This is a genomic window from Jiangella muralis, assembly GCF_001270745.1.
Taxonomy (GTDB): Bacteria; Actinomycetota; Actinomycetes; order Jiangellales; family Jiangellaceae; genus Jiangella; species Jiangella muralis.
In genome coordinates this window covers 247,885-272,607 of sequence record NZ_KQ434752.1, presented here as the reverse complement: position 1 = coordinate 272,607, position 24,723 = coordinate 247,885, and the positions used below count along the sequence as shown (strand labels likewise).

The 24,723-nt window shown below is 73.7% G+C and carries 25 protein-coding genes; 10 read left to right on the top strand and 15 right to left on the bottom strand.

From position 1 onward, the window contains the following. Nucleotides 1-24: 24 nt before the first annotated feature. Complete coding sequence (locus tag ACW62_RS04220; RefSeq protein ID WP_053202828.1) at nucleotides 25-507, bottom strand: hypothetical protein; 483 nt, start codon at nucleotides 505-507, stop codon at nucleotides 25-27. Between the two features lie 98 nt (nucleotides 508-605). On the opposite strand from ACW62_RS04220, the gene ACW62_RS04215 reads away from it, so the two are divergent. From ACW62_RS04215 to nusB, 3 genes are read left to right on the top strand one after another with little or no spacing between them, the layout of a single operon-like run. Then, nucleotides 606-1,715, top strand: coding sequence for a M24 family metallopeptidase (locus tag ACW62_RS04215; RefSeq protein WP_053202827.1), 1,110 nt, complete (start codon nucleotides 606-608; stop codon nucleotides 1,713-1,715). 45 nt (nucleotides 1,716-1,760) lie between these two features. Further along, the gene (gene efp / locus ACW62_RS04210) at nucleotides 1,761-2,321 is read left to right on the top strand and encodes an elongation factor P (protein ID WP_053202826.1); all 561 of its coding nucleotides are present in this window, start codon (nucleotides 1,761-1,763) and stop codon (nucleotides 2,319-2,321) included. 12 nt (nucleotides 2,322-2,333) lie between these two features. Beyond that, entirely contained in the window at nucleotides 2,334-2,744 is a 411-nt protein-coding gene (nusB, locus tag ACW62_RS04205) for a transcription antitermination factor NusB (RefSeq protein ID WP_053202825.1), read from the top strand. Nucleotides 2,745-2,766: 22 nt separating this feature from the next. On the opposite strand, the gene arfB is transcribed toward nusB, so the two are convergent. Next, nucleotides 2,767-3,189, bottom strand: a complete 423-nt coding sequence (gene arfB, locus ACW62_RS04200) for an alternative ribosome rescue aminoacyl-tRNA hydrolase ArfB (protein WP_053202824.1) — start codon at nucleotides 3,187-3,189, stop codon at nucleotides 2,767-2,769. Nucleotides 3,190-3,244: 55 nt separating this feature from the next. On the opposite strand from arfB, the gene ACW62_RS04195 reads away from it, so the two are divergent. Further along, nucleotides 3,245-3,556 carry a DUF3817 domain-containing protein gene (locus ACW62_RS04195; protein ID WP_205629129.1) on the top strand — a complete coding sequence of 104 codons (312 nt, stop codon included), beginning with the start codon at nucleotides 3,245-3,247 and terminating at the stop codon, nucleotides 3,554-3,556. On the opposite strand, the gene ACW62_RS04190 is transcribed toward ACW62_RS04195, so the two are convergent. Then, nucleotides 3,522-4,334 carry an SURF1 family protein gene (locus ACW62_RS04190; RefSeq protein WP_053202822.1) on the bottom strand — a complete coding sequence of 271 codons (813 nt, stop codon included), beginning with the start codon at nucleotides 4,332-4,334 and terminating at the stop codon, nucleotides 3,522-3,524. The two genes, ACW62_RS04195 and ACW62_RS04190, sit on opposite strands and share 35 nt — an antisense overlap. Before the next feature lie 186 nt (nucleotides 4,335-4,520). On the opposite strand from ACW62_RS04190, the gene ACW62_RS04185 reads away from it, so the two are divergent. After that, nucleotides 4,521-5,282: a hypothetical protein gene (locus tag ACW62_RS04185; RefSeq protein ID WP_169791987.1), complete on the top strand. Its 762-nt coding sequence runs from the start codon at nucleotides 4,521-4,523 to the stop codon at nucleotides 5,280-5,282. A gap of 435 nt (nucleotides 5,283-5,717) precedes the next feature. On the opposite strand, the gene ACW62_RS04180 is transcribed toward ACW62_RS04185, so the two are convergent. The 6 genes from ACW62_RS04180 to ACW62_RS33745 form a co-directional block, all read right to left on the bottom strand. Continuing rightward, on the bottom strand, nucleotides 5,718-7,262 hold the full coding sequence (locus ACW62_RS04180; RefSeq protein WP_053202820.1) for an ATP-dependent DNA ligase: 1,545 nt from the start codon (nucleotides 7,260-7,262) through the stop codon (nucleotides 5,718-5,720). Nucleotides 7,263-7,362: 100 nt separating this feature from the next. Next, complete coding sequence (locus tag ACW62_RS04175) at nucleotides 7,363-8,730, bottom strand: S1C family serine protease (protein WP_083459182.1); 1,368 nt, start codon at nucleotides 8,728-8,730, stop codon at nucleotides 7,363-7,365. 40 nt (nucleotides 8,731-8,770) lie between these two features. Continuing rightward, a complete protein-coding gene (locus tag ACW62_RS04170) occupies nucleotides 8,771-10,261 on the bottom strand; it encodes a sensor histidine kinase (RefSeq protein WP_205629128.1) in 1,491 nt (496 codons plus the stop codon). Beyond that, nucleotides 10,258-10,947 carry a response regulator transcription factor gene (locus ACW62_RS04165; protein WP_083459180.1) on the bottom strand — a complete coding sequence of 230 codons (690 nt, stop codon included), beginning with the start codon at nucleotides 10,945-10,947 and terminating at the stop codon, nucleotides 10,258-10,260. Before ACW62_RS04165 ends, ACW62_RS04170 begins: the two co-directional genes overlap by 4 nt. Before the next feature lie 295 nt (nucleotides 10,948-11,242). Beyond that, nucleotides 11,243-12,199 (bottom strand): hypothetical protein, encoded by a 957-nt coding sequence (locus ACW62_RS04160; protein WP_053202818.1) that lies wholly within the window; start codon nucleotides 12,197-12,199, stop codon nucleotides 11,243-11,245. A 233-nt stretch (nucleotides 12,200-12,432) separates the two neighbouring features. Next, complete coding sequence (locus ACW62_RS33745) at nucleotides 12,433-13,350, bottom strand: Gfo/Idh/MocA family protein (protein WP_053202817.1); 918 nt, start codon at nucleotides 13,348-13,350, stop codon at nucleotides 12,433-12,435. 63 nt (nucleotides 13,351-13,413) lie between these two features. Here ACW62_RS33745 and ACW62_RS04150 point away from each other — a divergent pair, with 63 nt between their 5' ends. The 4 genes from ACW62_RS04150 to ACW62_RS04135 are packed head-to-tail and all read left to right on the top strand — an operon-like array spanning nucleotide 13,414 to nucleotide 18,439. Further along, a complete protein-coding gene (locus ACW62_RS04150) occupies nucleotides 13,414-16,062 on the top strand; it encodes a bifunctional acetate--CoA ligase family protein/GNAT family N-acetyltransferase (protein ID WP_157574364.1) in 2,649 nt (882 codons plus the stop codon). Nucleotides 16,063-16,095: 33 nt separating this feature from the next. Then, the gene (locus tag ACW62_RS04145; RefSeq protein ID WP_053202816.1) at nucleotides 16,096-16,677 is read left to right on the top strand and encodes a DUF5998 family protein; all 582 of its coding nucleotides are present in this window, start codon (nucleotides 16,096-16,098) and stop codon (nucleotides 16,675-16,677) included. Beyond that, nucleotides 16,674-17,786, top strand: a complete 1,113-nt coding sequence (locus tag ACW62_RS04140; RefSeq protein ID WP_053202815.1) for an alkaline phosphatase family protein — start codon at nucleotides 16,674-16,676, stop codon at nucleotides 17,784-17,786. Before ACW62_RS04145 ends, ACW62_RS04140 begins: the two co-directional genes overlap by 4 nt. Nucleotides 17,787-17,791: 5 nt before the next feature. Next, entirely contained in the window at nucleotides 17,792-18,439 is a 648-nt protein-coding gene (locus tag ACW62_RS04135; RefSeq protein WP_053202814.1) for a thymidine kinase, read from the top strand. Nucleotides 18,440-18,446: 7 nt separating this feature from the next. On the opposite strand, the gene ACW62_RS04130 is transcribed toward ACW62_RS04135, so the two are convergent. The 6 genes from ACW62_RS04130 to ACW62_RS04105 all read right to left on the bottom strand — a co-directional run bounded on the left by ACW62_RS04130 (nucleotide 18,447) and on the right by ACW62_RS04105 (nucleotide 23,600). Continuing rightward, entirely contained in the window at nucleotides 18,447-18,989 is a 543-nt protein-coding gene (locus ACW62_RS04130; RefSeq protein WP_053202813.1) for a phosphotransferase, read from the bottom strand. A gap of 87 nt (nucleotides 18,990-19,076) precedes the next feature. After that, complete coding sequence (locus tag ACW62_RS04125; RefSeq protein WP_053202812.1) at nucleotides 19,077-19,304, bottom strand: hypothetical protein; 228 nt, start codon at nucleotides 19,302-19,304, stop codon at nucleotides 19,077-19,079. Continuing rightward, entirely contained in the window at nucleotides 19,305-19,760 is a 456-nt protein-coding gene (locus ACW62_RS04120) for a carboxypeptidase-like regulatory domain-containing protein (protein ID WP_053202811.1), read from the bottom strand. Between the two features lie 11 nt (nucleotides 19,761-19,771). After that, the gene (locus ACW62_RS04115; RefSeq protein ID WP_083459177.1) at nucleotides 19,772-20,425 is read right to left on the bottom strand and encodes an RNA polymerase sigma factor; all 654 of its coding nucleotides are present in this window, start codon (nucleotides 20,423-20,425) and stop codon (nucleotides 19,772-19,774) included. Between the two features lie 625 nt (nucleotides 20,426-21,050). Continuing rightward, nucleotides 21,051-22,211: a septation protein SepH gene (gene sepH, locus ACW62_RS04110; protein WP_053202810.1), complete on the bottom strand. Its 1,161-nt coding sequence runs from the start codon at nucleotides 22,209-22,211 to the stop codon at nucleotides 21,051-21,053. Between the two features lie 99 nt (nucleotides 22,212-22,310). Beyond that, complete coding sequence (locus ACW62_RS04105) at nucleotides 22,311-23,600, bottom strand: D-arabinono-1,4-lactone oxidase (protein ID WP_053202809.1); 1,290 nt, start codon at nucleotides 23,598-23,600, stop codon at nucleotides 22,311-22,313. A 14-nt stretch (nucleotides 23,601-23,614) separates the two neighbouring features. Between ACW62_RS04105 and ACW62_RS04100 the strand changes: the two genes are divergently transcribed. Continuing rightward, entirely contained in the window at nucleotides 23,615-24,718 is a 1,104-nt protein-coding gene (locus ACW62_RS04100) for a ferrochelatase (RefSeq protein ID WP_053202808.1), read from the top strand. Nucleotides 24,719-24,723 lie beyond the last annotated feature (5 nt).

Sequence of the window (24,723 nt, the reverse complement as noted above, 5' to 3'; positions counted from 1 at the left end):
CGGCGGGTCGGGCGAGAGAAGGAGTCACAGCGCGTCGAGGAACCGCCGGGCGTCGCGGCCGTTCATGCCGGTGCGCTCGCGCAGCAGCCTGATGGCGGCCGTGCGGCGCAGGCGGTCCTGGCTGACCAGCCGGCGCAGCGTGGCCAGCAGTTCGGCGTCGACGGCGCCGCGGCGGCGGGCCGGGGCGGAGGAGGGTGCGGTGCTGTCGGGTTCGGGCTCTGGGAACACCTGTCCCACCTGAAGCGCGTACACGATGGCGGTAGCCTGCGGGTGTGGGAGGTGTGCCCGCTTCTGCAGGCTTTTGACGGCTTGGTCGGTATTACCGCGCGAAGCGACGTCGCGAACCTCGTCCTGCAACTCGCGGGGGAGTCGCACGCCGGGGGGCGGCGTCAAGGACGAAGACAAGGTGCGTGCGGTGGTTGTCTCGGGCCCGCGCCGAATGACGAGAAAGCTCATGACGAGGGCCAGGATGACGATGACGACAAGGCCTAGGATGAGCATGATCATGAGCGTAGTCGAGCAGTGATCAACTGCGAAGCACCCGTCTCAATTATTGAAATACGGCAGCATCAACCCAGGTCATAGTGGATGGAGAGGGAGACAAGATGGCGGAGACCCATGCGAGACGACGCGCCGAACTGGCTCGGAAGCTGGTTGATGACAAGATCGACGCGGCGTTAGTCACAAGCCTGGTCAACGTCCGCTATCTCACCGGCCTGGACAGCAGTAACGCGGCATTGCTCCTGACCTCGGACGGTTCGGCCGTGCTCGCGACGGATAGTCGTTATTCTACGGCCGCGAAGGCCGTCGCAGAAGACGTGGAGCTGGTGGTCGAGCGGCGCGTCGCGGCGTCCCTCGCGACCCGTGCGGCGAAGGGCGGGGGGAGTCTACGGCTGGGCGTCGAGGAGCAGGCCGTCACCCTCGAACTGTGGGAGTCGGTGCGCGCGGCGCTCGACGCCGAGGCGGGCGCCGTCGAGACCGTGCACCTGGGCCGGGCGGTCGAGCAGCTGCGCGCCGTCAAGGACGAGGACGAGCTGGGCCTGCTGGCGCAGGCGTGCGCCATCTCCTGCCGGGCGCTGGAGGACCTCTACGCCGCGGGCGGGTTCGCCGGGCGCACGGAGAAGGAGATCGCGCGCGACCTCGAGTGGCGGATGTTCGGCCACGGCGCCGACGCCGTCGCGTTCGAGACCATCGTCGCGACCGGCCCGAACAGTGCAGTGCCGCACCACCGGCCGACCGAGCGCGTCGTCGAGCGCGGCGACCTGCTGAAGATCGACTTCGGCGCCGCCTACCGCGGCTACCACGCCGACTGCACCCGCACGTCCGTCGTCGGGGCCGAGCCGCAGGACTGGCAGCGCGAGATCTACGACCTCGTCGCCACCGCCCAGCAGGCCGGCGTCGAGGCCGTCGCCGTCGGCGCCGAGTGCATGTCGGTCGACCGCGGCAGCCGTGCGATCATCGACGACGCCGGGTACAAGGAGAACTTCGGGCACGGCACCGGGCACGGCGTCGGCCTGGAAGTGCACGAGGCGCCGACGCTCGGTTACTCCGCGGCGGGTACACTGGCCGATCGCATGGCTGTGACCGTCGAGCCCGGGATCTACCTGCCCGGCCGCGGCGGCGTCCGCATCGAGGACACGCTGGCGGTTCGCGCCTCCGGCGCATCCGAACTGTTCACGCCCACCACCAAGGACCTGCTGATCCTGGACGCCTGACGCGGCCGGGACCCGAAACCAAGACGACAGAAGGCATCGAACGACGTGGCGACGACCAACGACCTCAAGAACGGCATCGTGCTCAACCTCGACGGGCAACTGTGGAGCGTGGTGGAGTTCCAGCACGTCAAGCCCGGCAAGGGTGGCGCCTTCGTGCGGACGAAGCTGAAGAACGTCCTGTCCGGCAAGGTGGTCGACAAGACCTTCAACGCGGGCGTCAAGGTCGAGACCGCCAACGTCGACCGCCGCGAGATGACCTACCTGTACCGCGACGCCGACGACTTCGTGTTCATGGACACCCAGAGCTTCGAGCAGACGCACGTGGCCGCGGGCATCGTCGGCGACGCGGCGAACTTCATGCTGGAGAACCAGGACGCGACGGTCGGCCTGCACGACGGCACCCCGCTGTTCGTCGAGCTCCCGGCGTCGGTCGTGCTCACCATCGAGTACACCGAGCCCGGCCTGCAGGGCGACCGGTCCACCGGCGGCAACAAGCCGGCCCGGCTCGAGACCGGCTACGAGGTCCAGGTCCCGCTGTTCATCACCAGCGGCGAGCGGGTCAAGGTCGACACCCGCGACGGTTCGTACCTCGGCCGCGCCGGCTGACGGGGCCGTCACATGCCCGCCAGGAGCCGTGCCCGGAAGCGCGCGCTCGACATCCTGTACGAGTCCGAGCTGCGCGGGCTGACGCTCGGCGCGACCCTGGCGCACCGCATGGCCACCGCCGAGCAGCCGCTGAACGAGTACACCGTCCAGCTGGTCGAGGGCGTCATCGCGCACCGCGACCGCATCGACGAGCTGATCTCGACCTACTCCGAGGGCTGGACGCTGCAGCGGATGCCTGCGGTCGACCGCAACGTGCTGCGCATCGGCGTCTACGAGGTGCTGTACCGCGACGACGTCCCCGACCCGGTGGCGCTGGACGAGGCGGTGTCGCTGGCCCGCGACCTCTCGACCGACCAGTCCCCGACGTTCGTCAACGGCCTGCTCGGCCGGCTGGTCGCGATCAAGCCCAGCCTGAGCGCCTGAGCCCCTCGCCTCAGCCGTCGCCTCAGCCGTCGTCCGGGCGGCGGCGGAGGCGTTTGGTCACGCCGGTGCGGCGCTTCTGCTCGACCCGCCGGGCCCGGGCCCGCCGTGACGGCTTCGTGGGGCGGCGCGGCGGCGGGGGCGGGCGCAGGGCCTCGTCCAGCAGCGCCGCCAGCCGGTCCATCGCGGCTTCGCGGTTGCGCAGCTGCGACCGGTGCTCCGACGCGACCACCGTCAGCACGCCGTCGACGAGGCGGTGCCGCAGCCGATCGGTCAGCCGGTCCCGTTGCGCCGGGCCGAGCACCCGGGACCCGGCGACGGAGAAGGACAGCTCGACCCGCGAGTCGGTGGTGTTGACGCCCTGGCCGCCGGGTCCGCTGGACCGGGAGAACCGCCACGACAGCTCGTCGTCGGGGATGACGAGCGTCTCGCGGACTCGAAGCGGCACCCGTCCATTCTGACCCGTCGTCTCCGGCGCCGGGCGGCAGGACTACCCTCGCAGGGTGCGTCGAGATGCCCTGCCCTTCTACCGTGTCATGGCCTACACCACCGGGGTGGTGCTGCTCCTGCTCTGCGTGGCGATGTTCGTCCGCTACGGCCCGCCCGGCGACGCCACCATGAGCCGCACGGTCTCGCCGATCCACGGCTGGCTGTACGTCGTCTACCTGATCGCGACCGGCCTGCTGGTGCACCAGCGCGGCTGGAAGGCCAGCTGGGCCGTCCTCATCGGGCTGGCCGGCACGGTGCCGTTCGCGTCGTTCTTCGCCGAGCGGTTCGTGGTCAGGAAGGCGCGTGAGACGGAGCGGGTGCGCTGACGTCGTCGCTCTCGTTGTCGTCGTCGGCCGGGGCGTCGCCCCGCCGCCGGGTGCGGACGCCGTTGCGGACGATGCTCACCCAGAACACCACCGCGGCCAGCGCGAACACCCACCACTGGGCCCAGTAGGAGAGGTTCTGCCACGGGCTGACGTCGCGGATGGGTGCGACGGCGTCGACGTCGAGCGGGACGGGCGCGGCGGCCGGTTCCGGCGACTCTTCCCGCTGCAGCAGGTAGCCGTGCAGCGCCGTGGCCTCGCTCACACCGGCCCGCTGGGCCAGCTGGTCCGGGGCGATGTAGGCGATGCGGCCGTCCTCGAGCTGCTGGCCGGTGCGGACGGTCGCGTGGTCGGGCGTCTCGGGCGGCAGCAGGTAGCCGGTGATGGTGACCTCGCCGGAGGGGACGGCGACGCCGGCGTCTCCGGGGTCGTCGACCCAGCCGCGCAGCACCGGCACCACCATGCCGCCGTCCGTCCGCAACGGCGTGACGACGAACGAGCCGAGCGTGCCGTCGTGCACCCGGCCGGGGACGAGCTGCTGCTGGCCGGCGAGGTACGTGCCGGTCGCGACGGCCGGCCGGTCGGCGGCGTCGCCCAGTTCGGCGCCGGGCGCGGCCAGTTCGGCGACGGCGACCGGCTCGCGGTCGCGCTGCTCGTGCCGTCCGCTGCTGTCCTGGTAGACGTCGGCCTGCCACCAGCCCAGCAGCAGGCAACCCGCGACCGCTGCCACCGTGACGACGTGCAGCAGCAGCCAGCGAGGCGTCAGCAGGAACCGGTACACACCCTCACCGTAGCCGCCGGGTGGGCGGCCCGATGCGTGCGGGGGAGCCGCGGTGGGCAAGATCAGACATTTATGTCCGGATGGGCCAATGATCGCCGTCGCCGGTTGGGTAGGCTTCGAACAGTCTCGTTCGGGGGACGGGCAACGTGCACCCTGGTGAACGATCACGATGGAGAGAAGATCGAGATGAGCCGACCGCACCCGCTGAGCGCGATGAAGGAGTGGGAGTGGTCGCAGGCATGGGAGCAGCAGCAGGACATCGTCGATCGGCTGCACGCCAAGCGCGGCTCGTGGCTGCCCAACGTCGTCGAGAAGCGTCCCTGGGGCGCCGTCCGGTGGACCTCGGGACGGCCCACGCATGCGGCCACGTCCGGCCAGGCGGTGCCCGAGACGTTCGCGGTGCTGCGGCCCGGGCTGAACGACCGGCCGCTGCGTGACCGTGTCGCCGAGACGCTGGCCCAGCCGCCCCCGATGTTCCAGGTGGTCGGCATCGGGCTGCGCCGCCACCAGCTGATCCCGGCCATCGCCGGCGCGGCGGCCGGCGCGGTGCTGCTGATCGTGCTGGCGCTGGTGCTCGGCCTCGGCGCCGTCGGCGCCATCCTCGGCCTGCTCATCGGCGTCGCCGGCGGTGGGGTGGGCGGCGCGGCGCTCGGCCAGTACCTGTTCGACCGCGAGCGCGACGCCGTCCTCAAGGAGGGCGAGCAGGTCCGCGTCGTCACCGGCCGCTACGCCCCGACGTCCTGGTCCCGCCTCGTCGACGCCACCACCGGCCTCGAGACCGCGGCCACTGCGGCGGCCGACGACCAGACGGGCAACGCGGTGCAGACGGCGCTCTGGGAGGCCGCGGGCCTGCTGCTGCGCTCGTCCGACCACACCGGCGTCGAGGTGCTGGCCGACGGCATGGAGCGGCTGGCGCAGGCCCACCGCGGCATCAGCGGCGGCCGCTGACCCCTCCGGCCCCGGCGGCCCGCTGACCCTTCCGGTCACCGGCGGCCCGCTGACCCTTCCGGTCACCGGCGGGTGCCGGCCCTTCCGGCCCCCGGCGGCCAGACGGCGGCCAGCGGATCGACGCGGTTTTGCGGCGCGACGTTGTCGGTGCCCGCCCGTAGGGTGGGCACCCTCCCTAGAGGGGCGGGTCATACCTACCCCAACGCGACGCTCGCGCAGCGCCGTCGTCCGGCCCGCGCCGCCTCCACACCACGTCGCCGGGCCTCGGTCAGCCGCTCAGCGCGTGCTCCCGCTCCCGCGCCATGATCATCAACCTTCTGTGCTGCTATCACAACGCAAAAGGTGGACGAAAACCCGGCGGCGGCCAGCGGACGAGGAAACCCGCAGAGCTGGAAGCGCTGGCCAATGGTAGGAACCCGGCCAACGAGCGCCCGCCTACGCAGGCCCGCGAATCTCCAGCACCGAGTCGATGGTGTCGGCCTCGGCGGCCGGTTTGTCGGGACGGTGCCGCAGGACGCGGGCGAACCGCAGCGCGACGCCGGCCGGATAGCGCGGCGACGTCTGGACGCCGTCGAAGGCGATCTCGACCAGCAGTTCCGGCCGCACCTGGACCACCCAGCCGTCGGTGGGCCCGGACGCCAGCGACTGCAGCTCGGCGGTCTGCCACGTCAGCATGGCGTCGGTCAGCCCTTTGAACGTCTTCCCGAGCATCACCCACCCGCCGGCCGGGCCGTACGCGCCGGCTGGGTCGCGCGCGCCCAGATGCAGGTTGGACAGCCACCCCTGCCGCCGTCCGTGACCCCACTCGGCGGCGAGGATGGCGAGGTCGAGCGTGTGCCGCGGCTTCACCTTCAGCCAGCCCGCGCCACGCCGCCCCGCCTCGTAGGGGACGTCGAGGCCCTTGACGATGACGCCCTCGTGACCCTGGGCGATGGCGTCGTCGAAGAAGGCCTGCGCCTCGGGCACCGAGGCCGTGACGAGCCGCGGCACCCGGGCGGCGGCGGGCACGACGGCGGCGAGTGCGGCCCAGCGTTCGGTGCCGGGCGCCCCGATGAGGTCGGCGCCGTCGACGTGGAGGAGGTCGAAGACGAACAGCGACAGCGGCGCTTTGGCCCGTGCCGCCGCGACGTCGACCCGGCTGCTGACCCGCGACGCGGTGCGCTGGAAGGGGAGCGGCCGGCCGGACGGGTCGAGCGCGATGGTCTCGCCGTCGAGCACCGCGGACCGGACCGGCAGCGCCAGCGCCGCCTCGACCAGCTCGGGCACGTTGGCGGTGATGTCGTCGAGCGTGCGGGTGAACACGGCGACGTCGCGGCCGTCGCGGTGGATCTGGACCCGGACGCCGTCGACCTTCCACTCGACGGCGGCCTCGCCGGTGCGCTCGAGCGCGTCGGCGAGGTCGGGCGCGGGGGAGGCCAGCATGGGCCGCAGCGGCGACCCGACGGTGAGCCGGAACCGGGCCAGCCCGTCGGCGCCGGAGGCCAGCACGGCGGCCGCGACGGGCACCAGCGCCCCGGCCACGGTGGCGGCCCGCCGCACGTCGACGGCCGGCACCGACGAGGCGCGCGCGACGGCCTCGGTCAGCACGCCGTCCAACGCGCCCTGCCGCAGCTCACCGGAGACGAGCCCGGCCAGCAGCCGCTGCTCGGACGCGGTGGCGCGGGCCAGCAGCTCGCGGAACCGCTCGCGCCGCGCCGCGGTGGAGCCCTTCCCCGACAACTCGGCCAGGGCGCCGAACGACGCGTCGACCTCCAGGACCGACAGCGACGCCGACGGCGCGGGCGGCGGCAGGTCGCGCAGCGACGCGTAGCCGAGGCCGGTGCGCCGCTGCCGCAGCTCGCCGGCGAGGTAGCTGGCGACCACCGCGGCCTCGTCGGGCGCGGCCCGGCGCAGGCAGCCGGCCAGCAGGTCGGTCTTCGCCAGCCGCCCGGAGACCCCGGCGACGGCGGCGGAGGTGTCGGCGACGTCCTTCAGCAGCACGCTCCCAGTCTGCCCGCCGGCACTGACAAACGGCGACGCCCCCGAGAACACACGCACCAGGTGCTCTCGAGGGCGTCGGTTTACCGGACGACGGCGTGGCTCAGCTGGTCGGCGCGTCGCTGCCGAGGGTCACCGTGGTGGTGCTCTCCTGGCCGTCGCGGACGTACGTGAGCTCGATCTCGTCGCCGGGACGGTGCGACCGGACGGCCGCGATCAGGGAGGTCGCGTCGGTGACGACACGGTCGCCGACATGGGTGACGACGTCGCCCTGCTGCAGGCCGGCGTCGGCGCCGGCGCTGCCGTCGTTGACCTGGGCGATCTCGGCGCCGCGGACGTCGCCCTGGGCGTCGCCGACGCCCACGCCGATCTGCGCGTGGGTGGGCTGGTCGCCGCTGCGCAGCTCGTCGATGATCGGCTTGGCCTGGTCGATCGGGATGGAGAAGCCGAGGCCGATCGAGCCGTTGCTCTGGCCGGACGTCGCGATGGCGCTGTTGATGCCGACGACCTGGCCGTTCATGTTGACCAGCGGCCCGCCCGAGTTGCCCGGGTTGATCGGCGCGTCGGTCTGGATGGCGTCGATGACGGAGTTGACGCTGCCCTGCTGCTCGGAGCCGGCGGCCACCGGGCGGTCCAGGGCGGAGACGATGCCGGTGGTGACGGTGCCGTCGAGGCCGAGCGGCGAGCCGATCGCGACGACCTGCTGGCCGACGGCGAGGTCGCCGGAGCTGCCGAGCTCGGCCGCCTGCAGGCCCGACACGTCCTTCGCCTTGATGACGGCGAGGTCGGTGAGCGGGTCGGTGCCGAGCACCTCGGCGTCGGCCGTGGTGCCGTCGGCGAACGTCACCTGGACGGTGCCGCCGTCGCCGGCGCCCTCGACCACGTGGTTGTTCGTGACGATCTCACCGTCGGAGGAGATGATGACGCCGGTGCCGCCGGCCTCCCCGAACTGCGAGGCGACCGTGATCGACACGACGCTGGGCAGCACGTCGGCCGCGACGGCCTGCACGCCGGAGGCGTTGGACGTCTGCTGGCTGTTGCTGCCGGAGTTGCTGAGGTCGCTGCGGGTGACGGCGTCGCCGCCGGAGTCGTTCCCGTTGTCGTCGTTGACGTAGGCCGCGACACCCGCGCCGGCCGCGCCGCCGATGATCGCGCCGAGCGCGACGCCGGCCAGCACGAGCGGGGCGCGACGGCGCTTCGGCTCGGGCTTGCGGTCGCCGTCGCCGAGGACGGGCTCGTGCGGCGGCGGGGAGCCGGCCGCGCCGGCCTCGGTCGGCTCGGGTGCGCCCGGCTGCTCGCCGGACGGCGGCGGGGTGCTCCAGCCGCTGCGGGGGGACTCGGTGGTGGGAGCCTGGTCAGGCGCGGTGCCGGCCGGGGTCCCCGCGGGCGGCGGGGGCACGGGCACGGTCGGTAGCGTCGTGGTGCTGGCCGAGCCCTCGGGCTCGCCGGGATTGCGGGTCACGTCGTCCATGTCTCCACCGTGCACGGAATCTCTGAGAACAGGCTGAGAGTCAGTCAAGAGCAGCCGAAGAAGCGGCCGGCAGCCGCATCGTCAGGCGCGCGCCGCCCGACGGGGACCGCCCGGCCTCGACGCTGCCGCCGTGCCGCTCGGCCGCCGCCTTGACGATGGCCAGCCCCAGGCCGGACCCGGGCAGCCCGCGCGCCGCCGAGGACCGGTAGAAGCGGTCGAAGACGCGGGGGAGGTCCTCGTCGGCGATGCCCGGTCCTTCGTCGCAGACGTCGAGGACGCCGTCGTGCAGGGTGACGGTGACGGTGCCGTGCGGCGGGCTGAACTTGGCGGCGTTGTCGAGCAGGTTGGTGGCCGCGCGGCCGAGCTGGGTGGCGTCGCCGGGAACGATCCAGCTCTGCAGGTCGGCGGAGAACACGACGCCCGGCGCGCGGCGGCGGACCCGGCTGAGCGCGTCGCGGACCACGTCGGCGACGTCGACCTGTTCGCGCGACGCGGCCGGCGGGTCCTCGCGGGACAGCTCGACGAGGTCGCCGACGAGGGTGGACAGCTCGACGGCCTGGGCGCGGGTGTCGGCGATCAGCTGGGTGCGGTCGGCCGCGGCCAGCCCGCCGCTGGCCTCGCTCTGCGCCAGCAGGTCGAGGTTGGTGCGCATGCTGGTGAGCGGGGTGCGCAGCTCGTGCCCGGCGTCGGCGACCAGCCGAGACTGACGCAGCCGGGCCTCGCTCAGCGCCGCCAGCATGGCGTTGAAGGCGTGCGCGAGGCGGGCGATCTCGTCGCTGCCGGTGACCTCGATCGGCTCCAGCTGTCCCGTGGCGGCGACGTGCTCGGCGGCCTGGGTGAGCTGGCGGACGGGGCGCAGCCCGGCCCGCGCGATGGACAGCCCGGCCCACGTGGCCAGCACGATGCCGACCCCGCCGGCGATGAACGACACCAGCCGCAGGCGGTCGAGCACCTCCTCGGTCTGCTCGGTCGACTGGGCGAGCACCAGCGCGAAGCCGGGCTGGGCGGGCACGGCGACGACGCGGTAGCGGTCGCCGCGCAGGTCGGCGGTGCGGACGCTCTGCGGGCTCTCGGCCAGGGCGACCTCGACCTCGGTGTCGCCCATGGGCGGTGAGGTGTCGGTGCCGCGTGCGACGATGGCCGTCCCATTCGCCTGCAGCAGGGCGATGCGGACGTCCGTCGCCACGATCGCCGCGCCGGGCACGGTGGCCAGCTGGTTGGGGTCGCCGAGCGTGGTCGACACGGCGCTGCGCGCGCGGGCGAGCAGGTTCTCGTCGACGCTCGACTGCAGCTGCGACGACACCGTGAGGTAGGCCGCCAGCGCGGTCAGCGTGACGGCGAGGCCGACGCCGAGGGCGGCCAGCGCGCCGACGCGGGTGCGCAGCGACAGCCGGGACGCGAATCCGGTGGGCTGCGCGTCGGGCGGCGGCCCGCCGGGCGGACCCGGCGGCGCGGACGGGCGCTTGGGCGGCGGCGGAGGCGGGACGGCGTTCGACGGCGACCAGACGCGGCGGGCGGCGTCGCTGGTCACGGCGGATCCTCCCGGGCGACGTAGCCGACACCGCGGACGGTGTGGATGAGCCGCGGCTCGCCCTGCTCCTCGGTCTTGCGGCGCAGGTACCCGACGTACACCTCCAGCGAGTTCGCCGTGGTCGGGAAGTCGTAGCCCCACACCTCCTCGAGGATGCGGTCGCGGGTGAGCACCTGCCGCGGATGCCGCAGCAGCAGCTCCAGCAGCGAGAACTCGGTGCGGGTGAGCCGGATGGCGCGGCCGCCGCGGGTGACGTCGCGGGTGCCGGGGTCGAGGACGAGGTCGCCCATGCGCAGCTGCGGGCCGCTCGACGGGTCGGTGGCGGGCGCGGCCCGGCGCAGCAGCGCGCGCAGCCGGGCCAGCAGCTCTTCGAGCGCGAACGGCTTGGGCAGGTAGTCGTCGGCGCCGGCGTCGAGCCCGGACACGCGGTCGGAGACCTCGTCGCGGGCGGTGAGCATGAGGATCGGGAGGTCGTTGCCGGCGGCACGGAGCGCGCGGCAGGTCGCGAGGCCGTCGAGGCGCGGCATCATGATGTCGAGGACGACGGCGTCGGGCGGATCGGTGCTGATGGCGCGCAGCGCCTCCTCGCCGTCGCCGGCGAGTTCGATCTGGTAGCCGTTGAACGCCAGCGACCGGCGCAGCGACTCGCGCACGCCCGGATCGTCGTCGACGACAAGTACTCGCATGCTCTCAGTCTGCCCGTCCGACGTGAGAAACGCCTGAGAGCTGCGGAACAACGACGATCGCCGGCCGCCGGCCGCCGTTCTGACGAAGACGCCGGACGGAGAGAGGGGCGGGCGGGCGCGGGCGCGGCGGGCGGCGCCGGGCGGGGCGGCGCCGGGCGGAGCGAGGGGCGCGGGCGGGCGGGGCGGCGCCGGACGGAGAGGGGCGGCGCCAGGTGGGCGGGCAGAACGACGACGGCGGGCGACCTCCCGAAGGAGACCGCCCGCCGCCGGTGTGTCAGTTACGGCTGGCCCGAGTTCAGCTGAACGCGGGGCCGGCCGCCTCGGCCGCGTCGGACGCGACCGTGGAACGCGCCTCGGCGTCGGCCTTGGCCTGCGCCTTGCGGTCCGCCGCCACGTCGGACGGAACGGCCGCCGTGCGGGAACGGCTCGCCGCGGCAGCCGCCGCGCCGGAGTTGTCCTCGCCGCGGACGCGGTTGTTCTCGGCGACGACGGTGCCCGTGTTGCCCGAGACGTTGAAGTCGCCGCGGACCACGTTGTCGGACACGTACACGTCGGCGCTGTTGTCGGTGATGCTGAGGTCGCCGCCGAACGCGTTGTAGCCGCAGCCGGTCAGCGGGGCCGACGCACCGATCTGGAGGATCTCGCCGCTGCCGCTGAACGAGGCGTCGCCGTCGATCTCCGACAGGCAGAGGACGCCGCCCTGCTCGGCACCGGTCACCGAGTAGGTGCCCTCGATGACGGTGTCGTACACGTCGGTCAGGGTGTCACCGGTGGTCGCGAGGTTCCGGGTGACCCAGCCACTCTCGATGAAGGTCTCACCGTTCGTGGAGGTGACGCTGCGGGCGTGGTCCGAGCCGACCGAGTAGAAGAACCCGGAGTCGGTGGCGGTGACGTTGTTGCCGAGCGTGCTGTTCTCGGTGTACGCGCCGTACGCCGCGGTCAGGACGGTGCTGCCACTGACCGAGGTGCCGACGACGTCAGCGAAGCCGTTCGCCAGGACGCGGACGTTGCCGTTGACGGTCGCGCCGTCGAGCAGCAGGTTCGCGTCGGCACGAACGGTCACGTTGCCGTTGATGACGACGTTGGTCAGTTCGCACGACTTGCCGGCGGCCACGACGAGGTCACCGGGAACGGTGACGTCGGCTGCGACCCCGTCACAGAACGTGGTCAGCGCGGCCTGGGACGGCGCGGCGAAGCCGACGGCCATGAGACCGGCGGCTGCCGCCGCCAGGGCGATCTTGCGGTAGCGCATGTGCGCTCCTCTCTGCGGATGCTGCGGATGATCCGGAGGCTCTGTGCGCAAGGATTCAGTTGTAGAGACCGAGCCGAAGCGACAGATACCCCCTACTCCTGCCGGAGACTTGGTACGACGTGCACTCTTTCCGGGAAATGACGATCATGTCAAGGTTTGGCCCGTATTTCGGGGCACTTGTCGACACGAGTTCGTCTCGCCGACACGAGGGAATCGGGTCATGCCGGCGGCGTTCATTGCGGTGACATTTGTCCGTCGTCTCGCGCACGGTCCAAATGGCCCTGAGCGCGGACCAGGACGTCGAGTACCCGCGCCCCGAACGCCAGGCCGTACGGGTGCGCCGCGGCGCCGGGCCGCGCGGCGGCCGTCAGCTCGGTGATGGCCGTGCTCAGCGCGTCGACGACGGTGGTGGGCTGGTCGGGGAGGACGGCGTGCCCGGCGCCGCCCCACACGCGCGCGTAGGAGAGGCCGGCCGCCGTGGGGACGTTCTGGGACACGCTGACGGTGCTGGACGCGCCGCCGCGGTGGCCCAGCACGAGGTGGACGGTGCCCAGCGGGTCCTCGTGCGCGGCGACCGCCTCGACCGGCTCCAGGACGTTCAGCAGGATCGACAGCGCGTGCGGCCCGAGGTCCCAGAGTCCGCCGTCGCGCTCCAGCCGCCACGGCGTGGAGAAGACGCCGTGCTCGCGCTGCACGGAGCCCAGCGTCAGCGCCGTCCCGCCCTCCCACGGGTGCTCGGCTGCGGCGGCCCGGCAGGACGCCAGCCAGTCGCGCACCTCGGGCCGGTACAGCTGGGTGAAGAACACGGCGCTGGCCACGCCGGACGCCGCCGCGGCGTCGGTCAGGGCGCGGCCGGCGCCGGCGTCGTGCGCGATCGGCTTCTCCAGCAGCAGGTGCTTGCCGGCGGTGGCGGCGGCCGTGGCGTACTCGGCCTGGACGTCCGGCGGGACGGAGAACTCGACGGCGTCGACGTCGGACAGCAACTCGTCGAAGGAGCCGTACGCCCGCACGCCGAACTCGTCCGCCAAGGCGGCCGTGCGGGCCGGGTCGCGGCCCCAGACGCCGGCGAACGTGACGTCCGCCGTCGCCGTGAGCGCGGGTGCGTGGGCCACCCGGGCCCAGTGTCCGGTGCCGACCAGTCCGAAGCGCATGGCACTGGACCCTATCGGCGTCCGGAATGTGCCGGGTTCCGGCCGTCCCGGCGGCTAGCCTGGGTGACCGTGGACGAAGCGGCGGTCTATCCCGCGCACTGGGAGGCCGACGTCGTGCTGTCCGACGGCGCGACGGCGCACCTGCGGCCCATCGTGCCCGCCGACGCCGAGCGGCTGGTCGAGTTCTACGCGCGCGTCAGCGACCGCTCCAAGTACTACCGCTTCTTCGCCCCCTACCCGACGCTGTCCGGCCGCGACGTCGAGCGGTTCACCAACGTCGACCACCGCGACCGGGTGGCGCTGATCCTGCTGATCGGCGACGCCATGATCGGCGTCGGCCGGTACGAGCGGCTCGACGCCACCGACGCCGAGGTGTCGTTCCTGGTCGAGGACGGGCACCAGGGCCGCGGGGTGGGCAGCGTGCTGCTGGAGCACCTGGCGCAGGCGGCCCGCGAGCGCGGCGTGCGCCGGTTCGTCGCCGACATCCTGCCGGCGAACCACAAGATGATCACCGTCTTCGCCGACGCCGGTTACACCGTCGACAACAGCTACGAGGACGGCGTCGTCCACGTGGAGTTCGAGATCGCCCCGACGGGCAGCTCGCTGGAGGTCATGGCGGCGCGTGAGCACCGGGCCGAAGCGCGCTCGATCGAGCGGCTGCTGACGCCGCGGTCGGTCGCGGTCATCGGCGCCAGTCGCTGGCGCGAGAAGATCGGCCAGACGCTGGTCCGCAATCTCGTGCTGGGCGGCTTCACCGGGCCGGTCTACGCGGTCAACCGCGAGGCGACGGCGATCACCGGGCTGCCGGCCTACAAGAGCGTTCGCGACGTCCCCGGCGAGGTCGACCTCGCGCTGGTCGCCGTACCCGCCGACGCCGTCGCCGACGTGGTCCTCGACTGCGCCGCGAAGGGCGTGCGCGGGCTGGTCGTCGTGTCGTCCGGGTTCGCCGAGACGGGTGAGCCGGTGGGCCGGTCGCGGCAGGCCGAGCTGGTCCGGCTGGCGCGGGCGCACGGCATGCGCATCGTCGGGCCGAACTGCCTGGGCATCGTCAACACCGACCCCGCGTTCTCGCTGAACGCGTCGCTGGCCACCACGCTGCCGCCGGCCGGACGGGTCGGGTTGTTCGCCCAGTCCGGCGCGCTGGGCAGCGCGATCCTCGCCGACGGCGCCGCCCGCGGCCTGGGCGTGTCGACGTTCGTGTCGGCCGGCAACCGTGCCGACGTGTCCGGCAACGACCTGCTGCAGTACTGGCGTGACGACCCCGCCACCGAGGTGGTGCTGCTGTACCTCGAGTCGCTGGGCAACCCGCGCAAGTTCTCCCGGCTGTCCCGCGCGGTCGCCGAGGTCAAGCCGGTGGTGGCGGTCAAGAGCGGACGGTCCACCCAGGGCGTGCCGCTCGGGCACACCGTCCGGCCGATCGAGGCGCCGGCCGACGCGCTGGACGCGATGTTCCGGCAGTCCGGCGTGATCCTCGTCGACACCATCCCGGAGCTGTTCGACGTCGCGCAGGTGCTGGCGTTCCAGCCGCTGCCCACCGGCCGCACGGTCGCCGTCATGGGCAACTCCGGCGCGCTGTGCCTGCTGGCCGCCGACGCCGCCGTCAGCGCCGGCCTGGACGTCTACGGCGACCCGGTCGGCTTCGGCGCCGGCGCGACCGCCGACGACTACCGCAAGGCGCTGCGCACGTTCGTCGACGAGCCCGCCGTCAGCTCCGTCCTCGTCGTCTACGCACCGGCCGTCGACGGGCCCGGCGGCGCGGACGTCGCCGCGGCGCTGGCCGAGGTGGCCGCGTCGGCCGGGAAGCCGGTCGTGACGACGTTCCAGGGCCAGCGCGGCGTCCGTGGCCCGGCCGGGGTGCCGTCGTACCCGTCGCCGGAGGAGGCGGCCCGCGCGCTCGGCCATGCCACCGCGTACGCCGAGTGGCGGCGGCGCAGTCACGGCAAGGTGCCGCGGCTGGACGGCTGCGACGCCGCGTCGGCCCGCAAGTTGGCCCGAGGCGCGCTGAGCGCGCCCGGCACCGACCCGCGGACCGGCGCCGACCTCGCTCCGGAGCGGCTGCGCGAGCTGCTCGCCGCCTACGGCGTCGACCTGCTGCCGATGGTCGAGGCGCCGACGCTGGACGCCGCGCTGGCCGCCCTGGACGAGCTGGGCGGCGAGGTGGTGCTGAAGGCGATGTCGCCGCGGCTGCGGCACCGGCCCGACCTCGCCGCCGTCTGGCGCAACATCGACACCGCGGACGAGATGCGCGACGCCTGGGCGACCATGGCGCAGACGCTGCTCGACCCGGCTGAGGCCGGGTTCGTCGTGCAGCCGATGGCGCCGGGCGGCGTGCCGGTGTCGATCCGGGCCTGGGAGGACCCCCTGTTCGGCCCGGTGGTGTCGTTCGGGCTGTCCGGCGTGGCGTCGGAGCTGCTGGGGGACCGGTCGTACCGCATCCCGCCGCTCACCGACCGCGACGCGGCCGAGATGGTGCGGGAGGTGAAGGCGGCCGCCTTGCTGATGGGCTACCACGGCGGCATCATGGCCGACCTGGGTGCGGTCGAGGACCTCGTGCACCGCATGTCGCGGCTGGTCGACGAGGTGCCGGAGGTCGGCTCCGTGGAGCTGGACCCGGTGCTCGCCGGCGAGTCCGGCCTGACGGTCGTCAACGGCTCCGCCCGGGTCGCCGCCCCGGCCGGGCGACAGGACTGGTACACCCGGCGGCTCCCGTGACGGCGGCGGCCACGAGCGTGCGAGGATGGAGGAATGGCGGATACAGGGACGCGTGAGGGTCTTCGCCTGGCCATTCAGGAGGCCGGCTATTACCCCGATCTCGTCGCGGACATGCTCGAGACCTCGCTGGCCGGCGAGGCGGTGAACTCGTACGTCGTGCACCACGAGCCGCACTTCGACCGCGACGAGCTGCGCCGGCACGTCAGTGTGCTGGTGCTCACCCCGACGAGGCTGATCGTCGGGCACACCGACGAGTACCCGTCCGACGACACCCACGACGTGCCGTACGCCACCACGTCCACCGAGGCGGTGCCGCTCGACCGCGTCACCTCGGTCGTGGTCAGCCGTACCGTCACGTCGCCGGCGGCGTATCGCACCGGCACGCCGGCGCTCGACGTCGTGCTGACGGTCGGGTGGGGCGCCATGAGCCGCATCGACCTCGAGCCGGCCACCTGCGGCGACCCCGAGTGCGAGGCCGACCACGGCTACACCGGCGCGCTGACGTCCGACGACTTCACGCTGCGGGTCAGCGAGGCCGGCGACGGCGTCAGCCGCGTGCGCGACCTGCTGACGTTCGCCCGCGCGCTGTCCGCCGCCACCATCAGCGTGCGGTGACGGTGCCGCTGCCGCGTTACGGCGAGGACGCCCTCGCCGACCTCCTGCCATCCGTGCTGGCCGCCCTGGGCGTCGCCGGTGAGGTCGACGTGCTGGGGCTGGCGCCGGCCCGGCGCTACTGCGTCCTGCTGGTCGACGCGCTCGGCTGGAACCTGCTGCGCGCGCACCCGGTGCAGGCGCCGTTCCTGACGTCGATGACCGGCCGGTCCATCACCGCCGGCACGCCCACCACCACGGCCACCAGCCTGGCCAGCCTCGGCACCGGGCTGCCGCCGGGCAAGCACGGCATCGTCGGCTACACGTCGCGGGTGCCGGGCGGCGACGGCATCTTCAACGCGCTCAAGTGGGACCCGCCGCTGGACCCGCTGACGTACCAGCCGTACCCGTCGCTGTTCGACCGCGCCGCGCGGGCCGGGGTGGCGACGACCGTCATCGGGCAGAGCAGCTTCCGCGACACCGGGCTGACCCGCGCGGCCATGGGCGGCCCGTTCCGCTCCGCCAACACCTACGGCCAGCGGGTCGCGGCCGCCGTCGAGGGGTCGTCCGGCGCCGCGCCGTCGCTGGTGTACGTCTACGACGGCGACCTCGACTACACCGGCCACCAGCACGGCTGGCGCTCCGCCGCGTGGCGCTACCAGCTGGCCATGGTCGACCGCTTCGCCGAGCAGCTCTACGACGAGCTGCCGCCCGGCACCGTCCTCGTCGTCACCGCCGACCACGGCATGGTCGACGTCGAGCCGGACCGCCGCATCGACGTCGACGACGTGCCCGCGCTGCGCGAGGGCGTGGCGCTGGTGGCGGGGGAGGCGCGGTTCCGGCACGTGTACGGCGTGCCCGGCGCGGCGGCGGACGACATCGCCGCCGCGTGGCGGTCGGTGCTGAGCGACCGCGCCGCGGTGCTGACCCGTGCCGAGGCCGTCGCGGCCGGCTGGTTCGGCGCGGTGGAGGCGCGGGTGGCCGAGCGCATCGGCGACGTCGTCGCCAGCGTGCACGGCGACTGCGCGGTCGAGCGGCGCAGCGTGTTCCCCGTCGAGACCCGGCTGCGCGGGCTGCACGGCGCGCTCAGCGACGACGAGTTGATGGTGCCGCTGCTGGTCGGAGAGGCCTGATCGGGTTGGCTGAGCTGCACTTCTTCACCGGGACCATGGACTGCGGCAAGTCCACGCTGGCCCTGCAGACCGACTACAACCACCGCCGCCGCGGGCTGGCCGGGCTGCTGCTGACCTCGCACGACCGCGCCGGCGAGGCGACGGTGTCCAGCCGGCTGGGGCTGTCCGCCGACGCCGTCGAGGTGACGCCGTCGACGCAGCTGTGGGCGCTGGTGGCGGCGCGGCTCACGGCCGGGGCCCGCATCGACTACGTCATCGGCGACGAAGCGCAGTTCTACACGTCCGAGCAGGTCGACGACCTCGGCCGCATGGCCGACGAGCTGGACGTCCCGGTGTACGCGTTCGGCATCCTCACCGACTTCCGCACCCGGCTGTTCCCGGGCGCGGCGCGACTGGTCGAGCTGGCCGACCGCGTCGAGACGCTGCAGGTCGAGGCGCTGTGCTGGTGCGGGCGTCGGGCCACGCACAACGCCCGCACGGTCGGCGGCATCATGGTGACGGAGGGCGAGCAGGTGGTCGTCGGCGACACCGACGGCGCGGGCGTGGTCGGCTACGAGGTGCTGTGCCGGCACCACCACCGGCGCCGCATGACCGCCGTCAGCGCCCGGGTCGCCGAGGCCGGCGCCGAGCCGCTGCCGTTCGCGGCTGGGTGACGCCGGCTCAGAAGAACTCGTCCAGCAGCCGGTAGAAGGTCTGCTTGGCGGGGTCCGGCGCGACGCCGCAGCCGCGCAGGTAGCGGGCGGCGGCGTCGGGGCCGAGGTCGTCGTCGAGCTCGCGGGTGAGGATGGCGAGGTCGAGCCAGCGGTCCGCGACGCCCAGGCGCCCGGCGTCGATGATGCCGCTCACCGTCAGCGTCTCGGGGTCGATCAGCACGTTCTGCGTGGTGAGGTCGCCGTGGCAGACGACGAGGTCCTCACCGGCCGGGCGGGTGGCCAGCAACTCGGCGACGAGCCGGTCGCGGCTCCAGCCGGCGCGGTCGTCGTCGAGGTCGTCGAGGTCGACGTCAGCCGCGAGCGCCGCCGGCACCGTGACGTCCAGCCGGCGGTCGTACGGGCAGCCGGAGACCGGCAGCGCGTGCAGCGTGCGGGTCAGCCCGGCCAGCGCGTCGACGACGCGGTCGCGGGCGTCGCCGGGCCACTCGGCGTCGGCGGCGACGCCCGGCACCTCGGCCGTCACCAGCAGGTCCGGTGCGGACTCCAGCACCTAGGGTGGGTCTCCTGGGTCCGTGGCCTACTGCGCGGCGTCCAGGCGGCGCCTCGCTGCGTTCTCGTCAGTCGTCATAGACCCCCGCTATGACTCCTTCCTCGGCCTTGCGAGGCATCCACCTGGACGCCGCTCGCTACGGCCGAGACCCGGGAGGCACACCCAGGCCGCCGGGATGCCGCGCGCCCGCAGCCAGGTCAGCCGCGCGGCCTCGCCGAGCAGATCGTCGGTGGCCGACGCCTTGCGATACGTGCCGGCCGTACGGACGACGGCGGCGCCGGACAGGCCGGACGTCACCGGCTCGACGTTGCTCATTCAGACGCTGACCCAGCTGGTGACGACGTCCGGGCGGGCGTCGTCGTCGAACCGGCAGCTGACCGAGATGGGGCCGGGCGCGACCGGCGCGGCGCGGAACCGGCCGTCGGCGTCGGTGGTGACCGTGACGACACCGCCGACGTGCCGCACCTCGACCGTGGCCGGCGCCGGCGCGACGATCTGGCCCATGACGCGGTGCGCGCCGGCCTCGCGGGTGACCTCGAGGACCACCACGGTGTCGCCGGACGTGAACGTCAGCAGCCGTGGCACCTCGATGCCCGAGCGGACCGCGGCGGCCGGCTCGGCGCTGGAGTCGCCGACCAACTCGGCCAGCTCGGCGTCGGCCGTGCGCCACGCGAGGCTCGCTTTGGCGATGTCGACCAGCCGCTGTGGCGGCGGGTCGGTGGCCTCGATGACCTCGCGGAGCTGGTCGACCAGGTGGTCGTCGTCAGCCATGGATGCCCCCTTCAGCGCCGGCCCGTGCGCGGGCGGGCGCTGGCCGGGCCGGTGTCGTTCGTGTCGCGGGCGGTGTCGGTGCCGCCGGTGTCGTCGTTCGTATCGCCGCCGGTGTCGCCGTCGTGGATGAGCCGGCGCAGGTGTTCGAGGCAGCGCTGCCGGGTCGGGCCGACGCTGCCCACGGGCATGTCGAGCTCCGCGGCGACGTCGGCGTAGCGCGGGTCGGCAGCGGCCGCCGTGAGCCGCAGGAGGTCCTGGCAGCGCGGCCGCAGCCGCTGGAACGCGCGCAGGACCTCGACCTGCTCCTCGCGGGCGAGCAGCGCCTCGACCGGTCCGGGATCTGGGGTAGCGGCATCGTCAGCGCGATCGGCGACGTGGAGGTCGGGCAGTTCGGTGCCGCCCTTGCGCAGCAGCCGCAGGCACTCGCGGCGTGCGGTGGTGACCAGCCAGGCGGCCAGCCGCTCCGGGTGCGCCAGCCGGCCCAGGTGCTCGACCAGCCGCAGCCACGTGCTCTGGAACGCGTCCTCGGCGTCGCCGCCGTGCAGCCGATGGCTCCGGACGACCGCCCAGACCAGCGACGCGTGGTCGTCGACCAGGCGGTCCCAGGCGCGTTGATCGCCCCTGGACGCCGCCTCGACCAGCTCACTGACGGACAGTTCGGCCACCGCCCAGAGTATAGATGCAGGTAGATCGCCGTCGGTGACGGGCACGCGCCCCCGGGCGCGGCGAACCGCGCCCTGCCCACGTACCCGTCACCCCCCGTTGTGCCGATCATCGCAGCAAGCCCCCCGGCTTCACAGACGTTGTACGAGCAGACGTCGTGGACGCCTGCGTCGCCTGGCTGCGAGAATCTCGACGACGCGGTTTCTCGAAAGAGCCCGCCACGGTTCCAGGGGAGCGAGGCCGCCGCGCACGGGCTGGTCGGGTGCGGCCCGACGTCGTGCTGTCATGACCGCTCCCCTCGGTGTGCGCGACACGGCCGGAGGTCCCTGGTCCGTGGAACGCCGCCTAGTGGCCAAGCTCGGCGTTCACAGATACAGAGCACGATCCGGCCGCCCAGATACGTCCGAAGCGGAAAAATCTCAGAAACTTCCGTTTCCCCAGGTAGCGCCGACCGGCGCCCATGATCATCCAAGAAACGGGGCGCTATCACGCCCCGAAACGTGGATGACTCTGCACCCATGGTCGCCGCGGGCTTGTCCGCGCGCCGGGTATGGGTGCCCGCCCGGCCGGGAGGGCACCCACCCTACGGGCGGGCGCTGTTAACCGGGCGTGAACCGCCGCCTGCGGTCAGTCGTTCTTGCGGCGCCCGAACATGATCTCGTCCCAGCTGGGCACGCTGGGGCGACGGGACCGGGAGGAGCTGGTCTTGCGGGCCGGCGGGGCCGGCTCGTCGGCCGTCGGGGCGAGGTCGGCGGCCTGCTCGTCCTCGGTCTCGACGTGCTGGGCGATGTCGCTGAGCCGCAGCCGCTCGCTCGTGACCGCGTCGGCGTCGTCATCGTCGGCGGCCGAGGCGGAGGCGGGCGACGACGAGTCGGGCTCGGCCGGCTCCGGCGTGTGGTCGTGGAAGAGGTCGGGCTCGCGACGGCGCCGCTCGCGGCCGGTGCGGGTGGTGCGCCGCTGACGGCGGGCCGCGGCCGGGATCGGCGTGGTGTTCTCGAACTCGTCGTCCTCGTCGTCATCGACGGTGCCGGCGGAGGCAGGGGCGTCGCGGACGAGGCCGCGCACCGGGCCGCCGCCGGCCGGCTTGAGGAACGACGGCAGCTCGGGGCCGTCGTCGTCGGCGGGCTGCTGGGCCGCCGCGCCGGACGAGCCGCCCACCACAGACAGCCGGGCCGGGCCGGCCGGGACCTCGGGCTCGGCGTCGGCGGGCGCCTCGGCCGGCAGCACGCCGGCGATGGAGCGGGCGTTGTGGTCCTCGGGCACGACGGTACGGCCGGACGGGTCGAACGAGAAGAGGGCGGAGTCCTCCTCCTCGCCGGCCCACGCGAACCGGACCAGCCAGCGGCCGTCCTCGCGCCGCCACGCGTCCCACTCGACGAGGTCGGGGTCGGCGCCGTGCGTCTTGGCGGTCGCCCCCGCGGCGACCTCGAGCGTCTGCGGCGGGCCGTCCCCGCCGAGCCGGCGCACGGTGGCCTGCCGGGCGCGGCCGGCGATGTGCTCGCGTTCGGCGAGGACGGGGCCGGCGAAGCGCTCGACCTTCTCGCGTGGCATCCCCGCCACGGCGGCGACGGAGTCGACGGACTCGCCCGCCCGGATGCGTGCCTGGATGTCGCGTGGACGTAGCTGGCTTTCGAGCCGGATATCCAACTGTCCCAACCTCGCTCGGTCGCCTCGGATCGCGGCGAGCAGGCGGTCGTCCACCCGCAGCGCCAGCTGTTCACCGTCGTGGCCGGAAAGGATCAGATGGGCGCCGTCCTCGCTGACCGCGATCAGCCGAAGCTCGCGCACATCCTCACCTCCCAACAACGACTGCCATCCATCGTCACCCGCGGCACCGCGTCCGACCAAGCCGCCACGCCGCCAACGGCCGGTCTGACGAGCACTTTTCTACTCGCCCAGCACCTGGTCGAGGTACTCGTTGGCCATGATCCGCTCCGGGTCGACCCGGTCGCGGACCGCCCGGAACGACCCCATGCGCCGGTATTGATCGCGAAGATACCCTGAATCGCGGGTATGGAGCTTTCCCCAGTGCGGCCGCCCACCGTACTCCGTCCACAGCCGCTCGACGGCGGAGAACCAGCCGGTGTAGTCGGTCCGGGGGTAGGCGTGCGTCGCGACGTAGACGGTGTCGCGCTCGTAGGCGGGGGAGAGCCACACGTCGTCGGCCGGTGCGAGGCGGACCTCGACCGGGAACGCCACCCGCCACGGCCCGCGCACCGTCAGGTCGCGCAGCGCCCGCAGCGCCCCGGCGGCCGCCGAGCGGGGCAGCGCGTACTCCATCTCGTGGAACCGGACCCGCCGGGTGCTGGTGAACACGTTCGGCGCGGCGTCGACGAAGCTGCGGCCGCCGATCAGCCGGGCGGCGACGGCGTTGACGGCCGGTGTGGTCTTCGGCGCGGCCCGGGTCACCCGCTGGACCAGCGCGAGGCCGGCGTTCTCGACGACGTCGCCGGACCACCAGGCGGCGACGGGGTTCGGCGGCGCGGCCGGCTCGCCGGTGCGCCGGTTCACGGTGAGCTGGACGGCGTCGGTGAACGGCAGCCAGTAGAGGTCGCAGTGGTCGGCCGCCTCCAGGTCCGAGAACCGCTCGACGACGGCGTCCAGCGTCGTCCGCTCCACCGTCGACCGGAGCGTGAAGGCCGGTTCGACCCGGAAGGTGACACTGGTCACGATGCCCACCGCGCCGAGGCCGAGCCGCGCGGCCTGGAAGAGGTCGCCGTCGGCCTGCGCGTCCACCCGCCTGACGGTGCCGTCGGGCAGGGCCAGCTCCAGCGCCACCACCTGCTCGGACAACGACGCGCTGGCCCGGCCGCTGCCGTGGGTGCCGGTCGCGATGGCCCCGGACACCGTCTGGACGGCGATGTCGCCCATGTTCGCCAGTCCGTAGCCGCGCTCGGTGAGCAGCGCGTTGAGCTCGCGCAACCGGGTGCCGGCGCCGGCCGTGGCGGTGTGCGCGGTGGTGTCGAGCGCGAGCAGGCCGGTCAGCCCGTCCAGCCGCACCTGGACGCCGTCCGTCGCCGCGACCGGGGTGAAGCTGTGCCCCGCGCCGACCGGCTTGACCCGCAGCCCGTCGCGCGCGGCGGCGGTGAGCACGGCGGCGGCCTCGTCGGCGCTCGTGGGCCGCTCGACGCGGACCGGGCGCGCGTGGACGGTGCGTGCCCAGTTCTGCCAGACCATCGGGCTAGGCTCTCATGGTGAGCATCACCGATCCGTACGACGCCCTCATGGTCGTCTCCTTCGGCGGTCCGGAGGGGCAGGGCGACGTCATCCCGTTCCTCGAGAACGTCACCCGCGGCAAGGGCATCCCGCGGGAGCGGCTGGAAGAGGTCGGCGAGCACTACCGGCTGTTCGGCGGGCGCAGCCCGATCAACGACCAGAACCGCGCGCTCATCGCCAACCTCGAGCACGAACTGGCCGAGCGGAAGATCTCGCTGCCGGTCTACTGGGGCAACCGCAACTGGGACCCCTACCTCGCCGACGAGCTGGCCCGCATGCGCGACGACGGCGTCGAGCGGGTCGCGGCGTTCGTGACCAGCGCGTACGACTCGTACTCCGGCTGCCGCCAGTACCGCGAGGACCTGTGGCGCGCGGTGCGCAAGGTCGGGCCGGGGGCGCCGCGCATCGACCGGCTGCGGCACTCGTTCGACCACCCCGGCTTCGTCACGGCCAACGCCGACGGCGTCGTGGGCGCGCTCGGCGACCTCCCGCGGGACGTCGCCGACAGCGCGCGCATCGTCTACGTCACGCACTCGATCCCGGTGGCCATGGCCGAGACGTCCGGGCCGACCGGCGGCGCGTACGTCGCGCAGCACCTGGCCGTGGCCGACGCGGTCAGCGCCCAGGTGGCCGCGCGGACGGGGGTGGGGCGGGCGCACGATCTCGTCTACTGCTCCCGCAGCGGCCCCCCGTCGATGCCGTGGCTGGAGCCCGACGTCAACGACCACCTGGCCGCTCTGGCGTCCGGCGGCGTCGAGGCGGTGGTGCTGGCGCCGATCGGGTTCCTGTCCGACCACATGGAGGTCGCGTACGACCTCGACACCGAGGCGCTGGCGACGGCGAAGGAACTGGGCATCGCGGCGGCCCGAGCGGCCACCGCCGGCACCCACCCCGACTTCGTCGAGACCGTCGTCGACCTGCTGCTCGAACGTGCCGCCGTCGAGCGCGGCGAGCCCGTCGTCCGGGCCAGCATCGGCGCTCCCGGCCCGGCCGCCGACGTCTGCCCGGCCGGTTGCTGCCCCAACCTGCGCGAGGACCTGCCCGCCCTCTGCGGCGCCGACGCGCCCCCGTACCCGTGACACCC